Annotated in this window: 9 protein-coding genes; 2 read left to right on the top strand and 7 right to left on the bottom strand. The window is 64.9% G+C overall.

Annotated features, from left to right (window positions below; genetic code table 11):
* Positions 1–65: 65 nt before the first annotated feature.
* A complete protein-coding gene (locus tag ACFCQI_RS14515) occupies positions 66–464 on the top strand; it encodes a MerR family DNA-binding protein (RefSeq protein ID WP_015447608.1) in 399 nt (132 codons plus the stop codon).
* Positions 465–823: 359 nt separating this feature from the next.
* Here ACFCQI_RS14515 and ACFCQI_RS14510 read toward each other — a convergent pair whose 3' ends face one another.
* Entirely contained in the window at positions 824–3370 is a 2547-nt protein-coding gene (locus ACFCQI_RS14510; protein WP_015447607.1) for an NAD-dependent epimerase/dehydratase family protein, read from the bottom strand.
* Positions 3371–3650: 280 nt separating this feature from the next.
* Between ACFCQI_RS14510 and ACFCQI_RS14505 the strand changes: the two genes are divergently transcribed.
* Complete coding sequence (locus ACFCQI_RS14505) at positions 3651–4100, top strand: DUF305 domain-containing protein (RefSeq protein ID WP_235645841.1); 450 nt, start codon at positions 3651–3653, stop codon at positions 4098–4100.
* Between the two features lie 65 nt (positions 4101–4165).
* Here ACFCQI_RS14505 and ACFCQI_RS14500 read toward each other — a convergent pair whose 3' ends face one another.
* From ACFCQI_RS14500 to ACFCQI_RS14475, 6 genes are all read right to left on the bottom strand, one after another.
* Complete coding sequence (locus ACFCQI_RS14500; protein ID WP_015447605.1) at positions 4166–4519, bottom strand: copper-binding protein; 354 nt, start codon at positions 4517–4519, stop codon at positions 4166–4168.
* A 3-nt stretch (positions 4520–4522) separates the two neighbouring features.
* Positions 4523–7699 (bottom strand): efflux RND transporter permease subunit, encoded by a 3177-nt coding sequence (locus ACFCQI_RS14495; RefSeq protein WP_395117833.1) that lies wholly within the window; start codon positions 7697–7699, stop codon positions 4523–4525.
* A complete protein-coding gene (locus ACFCQI_RS14490) occupies positions 7696–8988 on the bottom strand; it encodes an efflux RND transporter periplasmic adaptor subunit (protein ID WP_395117831.1) in 1293 nt (430 codons plus the stop codon). The genes ACFCQI_RS14495 and ACFCQI_RS14490 overlap by 4 nt, the downstream gene beginning before the upstream one ends.
* Entirely contained in the window at positions 8985–10259 is a 1275-nt protein-coding gene (locus ACFCQI_RS14485) for a TolC family protein (protein ID WP_395117829.1), read from the bottom strand. Before ACFCQI_RS14485 ends, ACFCQI_RS14490 begins: the two co-directional genes overlap by 4 nt.
* Before the next feature lie 82 nt (positions 10260–10341).
* Entirely contained in the window at positions 10342–10881 is a 540-nt protein-coding gene (locus ACFCQI_RS14480; RefSeq protein ID WP_235645280.1) for a hypothetical protein, read from the bottom strand.
* Entirely contained in the window at positions 10874–13129 is a 2256-nt protein-coding gene (locus ACFCQI_RS14475) for a heavy metal translocating P-type ATPase (RefSeq protein ID WP_208321653.1), read from the bottom strand. Before ACFCQI_RS14475 ends, ACFCQI_RS14480 begins: the two co-directional genes overlap by 8 nt.
* Positions 13130–13291: the final 162 nt, after the last annotated feature.

Here is a 13291-nt window from a genome sequence, read left to right as displayed (position 1 = left end):
ACGACTTGGCAGGTATCGAGCTCATGCGTGCATACTAACTTCCGTACCCCACTACGGAGTCAAGCATGAATTCTGCTCTCACTATCGGTCGGTTGGCTTTGGCCGCTGACGTGCACGTCGAAACTGTGCGCTACTACCAGCGTGTGGGCCTGTTGCATGAGCCCGAGCGGCCCCTAGGCGGCGTGCGCCGCTATGAACATCATGATCTGGCGCGCCTGCAATTCATCCGCCGCGCCAAGACCATGGGCTTCACGCTGGAGGAGATCGCCGGACTGCTGCAGCTCAAAGGTAAACGGGCCTGTGCGCAGACACGCCGACTGATCGAGCACAAGCTTTTCGATGTGCGCCGCAAGTTGGAGGAACTGCGACGACTGGAGGCGGAACTCGTACAACTCGCCGGTGACTGCGCACAGACACCTCGTGACGGTCACTGTCCGACACTGGATTTCCTTCGGCAGGCATAGTCGCGCGTCTGCTCGCACAGGCACACGTGCATCCACTTACGGGCAGCACCGGCGTGTTCGCCATCACTGGGCCGGCCATCTCGGCCGCGGGGAGAACTGCACCTTGGCGTCGACTTTCACGTCCTTCAGCAACTCGGGCGACGCCACCTTGCATGGTCATGGACGGTCGGCCGGTCGCGGCAATCGCTTCATGCTGCAACGTAAGGGTCCCTTGGTCGCATCCATCGCCCATCTGTTGGGTGGTGATTGAAGTAGCGATCGGTGAGCCGGCTTCCGCATGTGCACGAAGATGACGCTGCGACAGAGCGGCAGCCAGTCGACCATGCCGTGCTTGGGCGGTGCAATGGATACGCGGGTCATCACACGAAGCGATCCCAGCTTCCGTAGTGGTCGTGGCTGCGCGTACCGCGTGGCAAGCTGAGGCCGATCACCAGCAGGCCGACCAGCACACCCAGCCAGGAAGCGAGCATGCTGCTACCGGCAATCCACCACGGCGCAGCGATCAGCCATAAGCCAAAAATGATATTGACGAAGCGCAACGCCCGGGCCACTTCGGCCATCGCAATCACCGCGACGGTGACGATCAACGCGCCCATCAGGTGATCGCTGTCGGCCAGTGGCGGATGTGTTCCCAGGCTCAACCGAGTGAACATCAGCCACAGACCCAGGGCGGCGCTGGCCAGCAAAGTCCACGGCATGCCGACGCCGCGCATGGCTGACCTCGTGGCCGCGGTCAGCGGTGCATCGAAACCGGGATGATGGTCGCAGGCACCATCGGGTTGTGCGCCGCCGCGGAAGAACGTGCGCCAGAACTTGCCGCCGCGCCGATGGTCCTGCACCAGGAACTGCCCGGTCGCGACGAGCTCGTCGAGGCTGTACGGAATCATCACCAGCATCGCCAGTCCGGCCAGCAGGCACAGGCTGCACCAGGTGCCGATGACGATCGGCTGGATGATGATGAAGTAGATGCTCACCACGCCTAGCGGCACCACCACGATGCCGAACATCGCCACCATCCACGGCATCGTGCGCCAACGCCGGCGGTCGCCCATCACGCCCATCAGGATCTCGGCCATGTAGCTGACCGCGCCCAGGCCGCCGTCGGCGATCGGCCACGCCTTGGACACCGTCGAGGTGATGATCGTTTCGGTGCCGTTGAGACCATGGCTGCCAGAGAAGAACGGCTCGATTGCCGTCGGAATGTGGCCCAGCTGGTACGCCGCCAGATGGCGCGAAATCAGCAGGCCCACCACGGCCAGCGCCACTATCGGCAGACGCTGCAGGTAGGTGGACGGACAATAGGTCCAGCCTGGCGGCAGGTCGGAGTTGTCCATCATGCCGGCCATGCTCATGCCTGGCATCATCGGCACCAGGATTGCGAACGCGATCACCAGTGCGCCGACCAGCGTGTCGTTGGCGTAAGCCGCCGCGCTGGTCGCCCAGAACACCAGCGGCGCGAGCAGCAGCCACGCGCCGGTCACCGCATTCGCCCATTGCGCCCAGGCAAATCGCGGCGACAACGACAGCGCGCCGAACAGCATCACCAGCAAGCCGCTGACCACGTCGCTGTAACCCAACATCGCGCTGCGCAGTGCCGGATCGGGCAAGCCGCGCGCGGCGGTGACGCGCATGACCGCATCGCTGAAGCCGGTGCTCTCGAAACTGCCGAACACGAAGGGCGAGAACGCCAGCCACGCGCCCAGCATCATCGCCACATAGTGCACCCACAGCATGTCGAAATGCATCGCGCGCATGTCCTCGACATGCTTGCGCATCATCGCGGCATGCTGCGCCATGTCGTCGTTGGTTGGCGGCGGCGCGGGCGGCGCGGGCTTCACCGCGAGCGTGGCGACCCGTGCGGCGTCCAGCTTGTTGCTGCGATACCAGCCGACAGGATCGGCTTTGAGCTTCGCGACGATACTCGGCAACGCATCGCGTAGTGCATGGCCCGGTCGCCAATCGAGCCAGTGCCGGGCGCGCGCCGTGTCGATCTCGTAATGGTCGTCGGCGCTATCGATCATCCAGTCGCGCACGAAGGTGTGCTCGTCCAGCACGTCGTTCTGCAACCAGGCGCCAGCCTTGGCCACCGGCTTGGGAATCTGGCGCGTCACCCAGTCCTCGCCGTGAAGCAGCCGGCCCAGGGTTTGCTGCATGTCGCCGGTGCCGATCGCCTCGGGTTCGGCCAGCAGCAGGGTCAGCTGGCCGGGCAGCTCCGCGCGACGCAACACGATCGCCAGCAGCGCGGCCACCAGATCGGCCAGGTGCAGGAACGGCTGTCCGGTTTCGAGCGCACCGGGATAGACGTGGCCGACTAGCTGCCGCTCGTAGATGCGCGCGATCTGCTGGGCGAGAAACGCCGAATGGCCGCCGTCGTCGTACACGCCGCCCGGGCGCACGATCACCACGGGCATGCCGTCGTGCTGTTCGCGGATCAACTGCTCGGTGCGGATCTTCGATTCGCGATACGGCAGCGGCTGCAGATCCAGCGGCGAGTCTTCATTAATTGGGTGCCCCGGTTGCGTGGGCGCATGCACCAGCATCGTGCTGAGAAACACGAACTGCTCGACCTCGAACGCCTGCAACGCGTGCAACAAGCGCGCGGTTCCCTGCACCGTGATCGCTTCGTATCGCGGATCGGGCTTGCCGGTCAGGTCGAAATAGGCGGCCAGATGGATGACCGAGGCAATGCGCGCGCCGTGCGCATGCCGCACGCGCTGGAGCGCGGTCGCCACGCTCTCATCCGAGGTCAGGTCGACGCACACGCATTCGGCATCGATAGGAGGATGCGGCGAGGTTTCGCGATCGAGCCCGACCAGATCGAAGTGCTCAGCGAAGGCACGCACTACCGCCGAGCCGATGTAGCCGCTGCTGCCGGTCACGATGACCATGGGTTTGGATGTTTCCATGACGTTGTCCTCGACCGTTTCCGACCCTCCGACGTACGTGACCGCCGCGCCGATCCTTCATCTTTTCGCATGGCGTGTCGAGTTCGCGTGTGTGCTGCTGTGCATTCAGTATCCGAGCGTCAGGTGCAGTCGTTTCGATCGCCGCCCGAGCGCGGGCGGGCTGCGCGGAAGCGCGAGACGGCGCGTCGGCATAGCCGTTCCACTCGGTCACGAACTTCCGACAGGCTATCGCCTACCTTGTTGCCGTTTCCTACGGAGATCCCCGATGAAGAATTCCTACGTGCGCTTCCTCGCCATGATTGCCACCGCCACGGTGGTCATGTTCGGCGTGATGTACCTCAACACTTACCGGCTGGATCACGTGTTCTGGAGCCAGACCCGCGCCTGGATGGCGCTGGTGATGGGCGCGACCATGGCGGTGATCATGCTTGGCTTCATGCTGCACATGTACGGCAGCCGCACGATGAACCTCGCCATCGTTGGCGGCGCCGTGGTGGTGTTTGCCGCGGCGCTCTATCTCGTGCGCAGCCAGGCCACCGTGGGCGATGTTTCCTACATGAAAGCGATGATTCCGCATCACTCGATCGCCATTCTCACCAGCGAACGCGCCCACATTTCGGATCCGCGTGTGCGCAAGCTCGCCGATGAAATTATCACGTCGCAAAAGCGCGAGATCGGCGAGATGAAGGGACTGATCAAGGATCTGGAATCGAAGCAGGCGCAGCCCTAAGAACCCGTTTGGCGGCCGTCACTGTGACGGCCGCTGGCTTATGGCGACAGATGCACGCGATCCGCTTACGGTTGCGCCGGCGCGATCGCCGTGACCGTGCTCGCGATGCCGGCCGGATGCAAGCTGAAACGCACTTTGTCGCCGACCTTGACGCCCTTGAGCAGATCCGGTGACGCCAGCTTGAAGGTCATCGTCATGGCCGGCCAGCCGATCGCGGCAATCGCCTCATGCTGCAGCGTGATGGTGCCCTTGGCGGTGTCGACCGCCTTGACCACGCCCACGCCCTGCACATCGGCAGGTGTGGCTTCGTGCATCCCGGCCATGCCCGGCATGTTGGGATCCATCTGCTGAGGGTTGGCAAACGCCGGAGCGGTGAACAGCGCAGCGGTAATTGCGAGGGTGATGCATGGCTTTTTCATGGGTCAGTTTCCTTGTGGGTTGGGATGAAGTGTGGCGTTTGCCTTGCTGGCTTTACGCAGCCGATGACGAACCAGCAGGCGGTACGCCGCGGGTATGACAAGCATGGATAGCAAGGGCGCAGTGACCATGCCGCCGATCATCGGGGCGGCGATACGTTGCATCACTTCCGAGCCAGCACCATGGCCGAGCAGGATCGGAAACAGACCGGCGAGAATGACCGCCACGGTCATCGCCTTCGGGCGCACGCGCTGCACGGCACCTTCGCGAATGGCTTCATCCAGTGCGTTGAGACCGGCCTGCGGATCGCGCACGAGCTGCCGGTCCCAGGCTTGGCGCAGATACAGCAGCATCACCACCCCGAACTCGGCGGCGACACCGGCCAGCGCGATGAAGCCGATGATCGTGGCGACCGATACCGCATGACCGAGCAGCCAGATCAGCCACAGCCCACCGACCAGGGCCAGCGGCACGCTGGCCATGATCAGTGCCGCTTCGCTCATGCGTCGGAACACGGCGTAAATCAGAAGGAAGATGATCACCAGCGCAATCGGCACTACCACCTTGAGTCTTTCCATGGCACTGGCTAGGTATTCGAACTGACCGGACCACGCCACGGTCGTACCCGGCGGCAAGGTGACCTGCTGCGCCACTGCGCGTTGCAGGTTGGCCACCACCGTGCCCAAATCGCTGCCGGCCGTATCGACGTAGACATACGTGGCCAACTGGCCGCCCTCGCTTTTCAGCATGGACGGTCCTGCAACCACGGCAATATCGGCCACCTGACTCAGCGCGAGTTGGGCGCCGTTGGCGGCGACGATCGGTAGCCGTCGCAAGGCCTCGACCGAGTCACGCTCAGCGCGCGGATAGCGCACCACGATGGGATAGCGTTCGCGCCCTTCGACGGTCTGACCGATCGGGTCGCCGCCGACCACGGTCGCAATCAGTTGCTGCACGCGCTCCTGGGTCAGCCCGTAACGTGCGGCGGCATCACGGCGGATGGCCACATCGACGTAGCGGCCACTGGTTGGACGCTCGGCAATCGCCGAACTGACACCGGGTACGGTCTTCGCCACCGTCTCGATCCGATCGGCCACGGTCTGCAGCGCGGCCAGATCGGTGCCCAGCACCTTGATGCCGATCGGGCTCTTGATGCCGGTGGAGAGCATGTCGATGCGATTGCGGATCGGCGGCACGAACAAGTTCGTCAGTCCCGGCACGTGCACGGCCTTGTCCAGCTCCGCCTTGATCTTGTCCATGGTCATGCCCGGCCGCCACTGGTCCTTCGGCTTGAAGGTGATCGTGGTCTCGAACATCTCCAGCGGCGCCGGATCGGTGGCCGTGTCGGCGCGCCCCGCCTTGCCGAACACATGATCGACCTCGGGCACGGTCTTGATCATGCGATCGGTCAATTGCAGCAACTGCGAGGCCTTGCCGGCGGACAGTCCCGGCAATGCGGTGGGCATGTACAACAACGTGCCTTCGTCCATCGCGGGCATGAACTCGCTGCCGAGCCTGGTCATCGGAATGATCGCGGTGAGCAGCAACACACCGGCCAGCACCAGGGTCGCTTTCGGATGGCGCAGCACGGCTTCGAGGAGGGGCCGATAGCCGCGGATCAATCCGCGGTTGAGCGGATTGTCGCGCTCGGCACGGATGCGCCCGCGGATCAGATAGCCCATCAGCACCGGCACCAGCGTCACCGCCAGCCCGGCCGCCGCCGCCATCGCGTAGGTCTTGGTGAAAGCCAGCGGCTTGAACAGTTTGCCTTCCTGGCCCTGCAGCGCAAACACCGGCACGAACGACAGCGCGATGATCAACAGGCTCACAAACAGTGCGGGCCCCACCTCGGCGGCGGCATCGGCGATCAACGACCATCGCTGCGCGCCTTGCGGTTCACGTCCGTCGTTCGCACTACGCCAATGTTCCAGATGCTTGTGCGTGTTCTCGATCATCACGATCGCCGCGTCGACCATCGCGCCGATCGCGATCGCGATGCCGCCCAGCGACATCAGATTCGCCGATACCCCTTGCAGATTCATCACGATAAACGCGGTCAGCACGCCCAGCGGCAAGGTGATCACCGCAACCAGCGCCGAGCGCAGATGGCCGAGAAACAGCACACAGACCAGCGCCACGATCAGGAACTCTTCCAGCAACTTGCCCCACAGGTTCTCCACCGCGGCGTCGATCAGCCGCGAGCGGTCATAGGTAGGCACGATCTCGACGCCGGCCGGCAGACTGCGCTGCAGTTCCGCCAATCGCGATTTCACGGCGGCGATGGTGGCCTTGGCGTTCTTGCCCGTGCGCATCACGATGATGCCGCCGACCACTTCGCCCTGGCCATCCAGCTCGGCGAGGCCGCGGCGGAACGTCGGACCCCGCCGCACCGTCGCCACATCGTGCAATAGCACCGGTACGCCGCCGGCGTTGGTCGTGATGGGGACGTTTTCGAAGTCCGTGCGGCTCTTCAGGTAGCCTTCGCTGCGCACCATCAGTTCCGCTTCGCCCTGTTCGATCACCGAGCCGCCGTTGGCACCGTTCGCGCTGCGCACCGCATCGACCAGCTGCGCCACCGTGATCCCGCGCGCCGCCAGCGCTTGCGGATCGGGCACGATCTGCCACGCGCGCTCCATGCCACCCAGGGTGGCCACCTCGGCGACATTCGGCACGGTCTTGAGCTGATAGCGCAAAAACCAATCCTGCAGCGCGCGTAGCTGGCCGAGGTCGTGCTGGCCGGTGCGGTCGATCAGGGCGTATTCGTAGATCCAGCCCAGTCCCGTGGCATCGGGGCCGAGGGCGGGCGTAACGCCCGCCGGCAGGCGATCGCGTGCCTGGCTCAGGTACTCCAGTACCCGTGAGCGCGCCCAGTACAGGTCGGTGCTGTCATCGAACAGCACGTCGACGTAGGAGTCACCGAAAAACGAAAACGCACGTACGGTCGTCGCGCCCGGCACCGACAGCATGGTGGTGGCCAGCGGATAGGTGACTTGATCCTCGACTACCTGCGGCGACTGCCCCGGATAGCTGGTGCGAATGATCACCTGGGTGTCGGACAGATCGGGCAGCGCATCGACCGGCGTGCGCGTCACCGAGAACATGCCCATCATGGCCAAGGCCAGTGCAGCCAACAGCACGAACACCCGATGTGCGATCGCCGCGCGAATCAGGGCGGCGATCATGGTTTGCCTCCCATCGGCATGCCCGGCATGGGCGTACTCGCCGCCCGTGCCGGATGCGCCGAAGTGTCATTCAGACGTTCCAGCGCACCGGACAGGCTCGCCTCCGAATCGATCAGGAACTGGCCGGAGACCACGACCTTTTCACCGCCCGTGAGGCCATCGAGAATCTCCGTATAACCGCCGGCTGCGCGTCCGGCACGAACCGATACGGCACGAAAGTGCCCGTCCCCCTCGGCGAGAATGACGCGTGTGTGGGTCCCCGTCGCGATCAGCGCGTCGTCCGGAACCACGGGCACGGCTTCGCCCCGTGCGGGGCTGAGTTGCACGGTGGCGAACATGCCTGGACTCAAGGCCTCGTCGGGATTGTCGAGTACGACGCGGGCGCGCTGGGTGCGCGTCATGGCATCGACGTCCGGCAACAAGGTTTCGACGATGCCGTGGAACGATCGACCTGGGAGTGCATCGACCGTGACGGTGACGGGCGTGCCGCTGTGCACTGCACCTGCCGCCGCCTGCGGCAGGGCGGCCTCGATCCACACGGTGGACAGGCCATTTACGGTCATCAAGGTCTGACCGGCAGTGACGCGTTGGCCTTCACGCACATCCAGGGTGGTGATGACGCCCGCCTGCGGGGCGTGTAGCGTGATCGCGGCCCCCGAACCATGACGAGCTGCCCGGATATCCTCGGAGGTCAGGCCCAGCACCTGCAGGCGTTCCCGCGAAGCCGCGCGAAGGCCTTTCGCGTCGGCCGATTGCGCCTGTTGAAGCGCAGCATATTCGGCCAGTGCGCTGCTCCATTGCGGCGCCAACAACTCCGCCAGCGGTTCGCCGGCTTTGACCGTGGCGTAAGGTGCACGCACGTCCAGCTTGCTCACCACCGCATCGACGCGTGCGCTTATGGTGGTGGCTTGGCGCAGATCCCAGGTGATAGTGCCCGGCACCCGGATGGCCGACGCCAGCACACGGCGCTCCACCGGAGCGGTGCGCACCCCCAGATTCTGCACGGTCGCCGGGTCAATCCTGACGACATCCTTGGCCGCACCTTCGTCGGCATACTTGGGCACCATCTGCATACCCATCGGCGACAGCCCCGGTTTGTCGAAATGCTGCTGCGGCATCATCGTGTCGTACCAGTACAGGATTTTCTTGTCGCCGCCGTGGGCAGCAGGCATAGCGGACCCTGTCTGAGCGGACGACGCTGGCGGATGCCGACGACCGCCGAAGTACCCCACCAAAAGCAAAAGGGCTGCCAGCAAAACACTGGCTAGGATTATCGGTACACGCTTCATGGCGTCGTCTCCGAGGTCGGCAACAGATAAGCCAGCGAGGCCCATAACCGGGCGCGGGCGGCAAGCGCATCGGCATAATTCAGACGCAACTCAATCTCGGCGCGACGGGCATCCAGCCACGGCTGCAACGAGCCGCCGCCGCGATAGCCGGCCAGCGCGGTTTGCGCGCGGTCACGCGCCAGCAGCAGCAGGGTGTCCTGATAGCGCTGGACTTGCTGATTCCATCCCTGCCACGTCGCTACGGCGCGTGTGACTGCCTCGCGCTGGGCGCGCCGCGCGTCCTCGTGATCGGCCTGCACCGCATCCCATTGCGCCTGCCGAGCGCTGATGCCGCGGTCCTGCCGGTTGCGCGTGAACAGCGGCAGGCTGACGCCCACCTCCAGCATCACCATGTCCGACAGGCCCGGGGCGCGCCGACCATAGCTGGCAGTCACGCTCCAGTCCGGGTGCTTGGCCGCACGCGCCTGCTTGAGCGCCGCTTGCGCAACTTGCTCGCGTGCCTGCCACACCTGCATCGGCGCCTGTTGGTCGATGCGCTGCTCCAAGTGATCTGCGGTGACCGGCAGTTGACCAAAATCCGGCGCTTCGGCCAGATCGAAAACGCCCGGACCAAGCCAGCGCTGCAGGCCGGCTTGGGCGGCGACGAGATCCGCGCCAATCGCTTCCAGACGGTTATCCAGCGTGGCAGCCTCGGCTCGGACGGCCAGCACATCCGTCGCGTTGCCTTCGCCGCCGCGCAAGCGTGCCTGCGCTATCCGCACAGCCAACCCCGCCTCATCATGCAAGGCAGCCAGCAATGATCGCTGCTGCTCGGTCACCCATACGTCGATCCAGGCATCGGCGATGCGCTCGCGCACACTCTGCACGGTGGCCACGCGATCGGCCTGGGCCGCATCGATCCGGGCGCTGGCCAAGGCGCGCTCCGCGCGACGCGCCGTGCGTGATGGGATAGCCTGCATCACGCCGACGGTGCGCGCCGTCATCCCCTCCGAACGCAAGCTGAAAGCGCCCGGATTGGTGACCGGGAAATTGGAAAGCCCGAACGTCAGGGTGGGATCCGGCAACTGCCCGGCCCGCGCGGCTTCCTCGCGGGCTGCCACCGTGTCGGCGGTACGCGCATCGAGTTGCGGCGCCCGCGCCAGGCCGTGCTGCACGGCCGCTTCCAGCGTCAGCGGCGGTTCGGCGGCCTGCGCCGCCGCAGCCACGACCCCACACAGGAGCGTGGCCAAGCCCGCCACCATCAGGTGCCGAGCGAAATGAATGGACAACATGGCTGAATACTCCGTCGATCTGCGGTTTGCGGCGCGCCACGCAGACGCGACGCCACGTACGTCAATGCCTCGACGTGTCAGATCAGATCAGGAGTGAGCAGAACAACAATATGGGCGGAGGTGGTGGCGCGCGCAAATGCCCGATCCGTTGGAGCGCGCGATTCGATGGCAGCGTAACGGCCGCGACCGATATCAGCATCGGCGGCATGGCCGGCAATGGGCTCAGCGGCACCGACGCCGTGTGCGCCTCAACCTGCGTGGCGTGCTCGGGCACGCAATGTTTCTGGCACAACGGGCTGGCGGGGGTATCCTGATGCTGCACACAGCCGTCGTCCATGCCCGGCATCGAGTTTACCAACGCGGTCGCCGTCGCCGCTTCGGGCACAGTCGGACAGATATAAGCAGCCAGTGCCGTCTGCTGCCAAAGCATCAGCAGCGTCACCAGCCAGAACAGGCGGCGACGTGTGGTGCGATGCATGCGGAAAGGACGGGCCATGGACACCACTTTATCTCGGATAATATCAAGGTTTCCTTGACTTGAATCAACTACGGATTGTCCGTCGACCGGCGAAGGCATTGCGCCGGGTTCGCTCCGCTCGCCGGCGTTGGTCATTTCAGCCATGCCGCTTTCGGCCCAGCCGCAATGCGTTGGCAACCACCGACACGGAGCTCAAACTCATCGCCAAAGCGGCGATCATGGGGCTGAGCAGCAGGCCAGTCAGGGGGTAGAGCACGCCGGCCGCGACCGGTACACCCAATGCGTTGTAGAGAAATGCGAAGCCCAGGTTTTGCTTCATGTTGGCGACGGTGTCGTTGGAAATCGACCGTGCCCGCACGATGCCACGCAAATCGCCTTTCACCAGTGTCACCTGCGCGCTGGACATCGCCACATCGGTGCCGGTGCCCATCGCGATACCGACATCGGCACCGGCAAGTGCAGGTGCGTCGTTGATCCCGTCGCCAGCCATCGCCACCCGATGTCCCTTGGCTTGCAGCTCTCGCACGAGGTCGATCTTGTCCTTTGGGCGAACCTCGCCATGGACTTCGTCGATGCCCAGGGTGCGTGCGACCGCATGGGCCGTGGTAACGCCGTCGCCGGTGGCCATCACGATGTTCAAGCCCGCCTCGTGCAGCGCCGCGATGGCGTTGGCAGTGCTGGCCTTGATCGGGTCGGCGACCGCGAGCAGGCCAGCCAGGACACCATCGACCGCCAAATACATCACGCTGGCACCGGCTCGGCGCAGCTCCTCGGCCGGAACGGAAAGAACGGTGGCATCGACTCCGACCTCGTGCATCAGCGCGGTGTTGCCGATCGCCAGCGTGGCGCCTCCCACCTTGCCGCGCACCCCGATGCCGGTGGACGACTCGAAGCTCTCCGGCGTCTCCAGTGCCAGGCCACGATGGCGGGCTTCCGCGACGATCGCGTCGGCCAGCGGGTGCTCGCTGCCCTGGTCGAGGCTGGCCGCCAGGCGCAGCACCTCCTGCTCAGTGAACCCTTTGGCCGCGAGTGCGGTATGGAATGCCGGACGTCCCTCGGTCAGGGTTCCGGTCTTGTCCACGATCAGGGTATCGATCTTGCGCAGGTTCTCGATCGCCTCGGCATCGCGGAACAACACGCCTTCCCCGGCGGCACGGCCGGTCGCCACCATGATCGACATCGGCGTGGCCAGTCCCAGCGCGCAGGGACAGGCGATGATCAAGACCGAGATCGCGTTGAGCACCGCGAACGTCCACGACGGTTCCGGTCCAAACAGCCCCCACACGACAAAGGTGGCGACGGCAATCGCCAGGACCGCCAGCACGAACCAGAAAGCCACCTTGTCAGCCATGCGCTGCATCGGTGCGCGTGAGCGTTGCGCCTGGGCGACCAGTTGCACGATTTGCGACAGCACCGTCGCCGAACCGACTTTCTCCGCCCGGATCACCAGGCTGCCAGTGCCGTTGAGGGTCGCGCCGATCACGCTGGAGCCGATGGACTTCTCGACCGGGACGGGTTCCCCGGTCAGCATCGACTCGTCGACATGGGAGCGTCCCTCGATCACTTCGCCGTCCACCGGCACCTTTTCGCCGGGGCGTACCCGCAGGCGATCGCCGACGTGAACGTGGCCGAGTTCGACATCCTCCTCGCCGCCATCGTCGCGCAGGCGACGCGCAGTCTTTGGCGCCAGCCCCAGCAGGGCTTTCAGGGCAGTCGAGGTCTTGGAGCGGGCACGCAGTTCGAGCAACTGCCCAAGCAGGGTCAGCGAGACGATCACCGCGGCGGCTTCGAAATAGACACCCACGCGGCCATGTTCGTGAAACGACTCCGGGAACACGTCCGGTGCGAGGGTGGCAACGATGCTGTAGCCGAACGCCGCGCCAACGCCGATGCCGATCAGGGTCCACATGTTGGGACTGAGGTTGCGGATCGACTGCACGCAGCGAACGAAGAACGGCCAGCCTGCCCACAACACGACTGGCATGGTCAGTACCAGTTCGATCCAGGTTCGGGTGTTCACCGGCAACCGGGGTAAGTAATGGCCGAACATCGCCAGCACGAGCACCACCAGCGTCGCCGGCAAGGTCCACCAGAAGCGACGGCTGAAATCACGCAGTTCGGGTTGGTCCTCGTCGTCCAGCCCCGGCATTTCCGGCTCCAGCGCCATGCCGCAAATGGGGCAAATGCCGGGATCTTCCTGGCGTACCTGCGGATGCATGGGGCAGATGTACATCGTTCCCGCCGGTGCCTCCGCGGAGGCGTCATCGGGCTGCCCGGACAGATATTTGGCCGGATCAGCCACGAAGCGCTCCCGGCAGCGCGCCGAACAAAAGTGGCGCGTTACTCCTTGATACTCGGCGTGGTAAGCCGTTTGATTCGGATCGACTCGCATGCCGCAGACCGGATCAAGCGCGGTTGTCGCCGAGCCGGGATGGGCGCCGTGTCCGTGTTTGTTGGCGCCCGTGTGGTGATGGCGAGTGTTCATGTAGCCTCCCATGACGATGGCAATGGATTGACGTCGATTGATGTGCAAGCACGTGTAAGCGGCGAGGTG

This window comes from Rhodanobacter sp. FW102-FHT14D06, from assembly GCF_043950705.1.
GTDB lineage: Bacteria > Pseudomonadota > Gammaproteobacteria > Xanthomonadales > Rhodanobacteraceae > Rhodanobacter.
The sequence above is the reverse complement of the archived record's forward strand: the minus strand, read 5'-3'. Positions and strand labels throughout refer to the sequence as shown.

What these genes read in the sequence shown, in the direction of transcription:
- ACFCQI_RS14515 (WP_015447608.1), top strand. Translation starts at nt 66, where the DNA reads ATGAATTCTGCTCTCACTATCGGTCGGTTGGCTTTGGCCGCTGACGTG.
- ACFCQI_RS14510 (WP_015447607.1), bottom strand. Translation starts at nt 3,370, where the DNA reads ATGGAAACATCCAAACCCATGGTCATCGTGACCGGCAGCAGCGGCTAC.
- ACFCQI_RS14500 (WP_015447605.1), bottom strand. Translation starts at nt 4,519, where the DNA reads ATGAAAAAGCCATGCATCACCCTCGCAATTACCGCTGCGCTGTTCACC.
- ACFCQI_RS14495 (WP_395117833.1), bottom strand. Translation starts at nt 7,699, where the DNA reads ATGATCGCCGCCCTGATTCGCGCGGCGATCGCACATCGGGTGTTCGTG.
- ACFCQI_RS14490 (WP_395117831.1), bottom strand. Translation starts at nt 8,988, where the DNA reads ATGAAGCGTGTACCGATAATCCTAGCCAGTGTTTTGCTGGCAGCCCTT.
- ACFCQI_RS14485 (WP_395117829.1), bottom strand. Translation starts at nt 10,259, where the DNA reads ATGTTGTCCATTCATTTCGCTCGGCACCTGATGGTGGCGGGCTTGGCC.
- ACFCQI_RS14480 (WP_235645280.1), bottom strand. Translation starts at nt 10,881, where the DNA reads ATGGCTGAAATGACCAACGCCGGCGAGCGGAGCGAACCCGGCGCAATG.
- ACFCQI_RS14475 (WP_208321653.1), bottom strand. Translation starts at nt 13,129, where the DNA reads ATGCGAGTCGATCCGAATCAAACGGCTTACCACGCCGAGTATCAAGGA.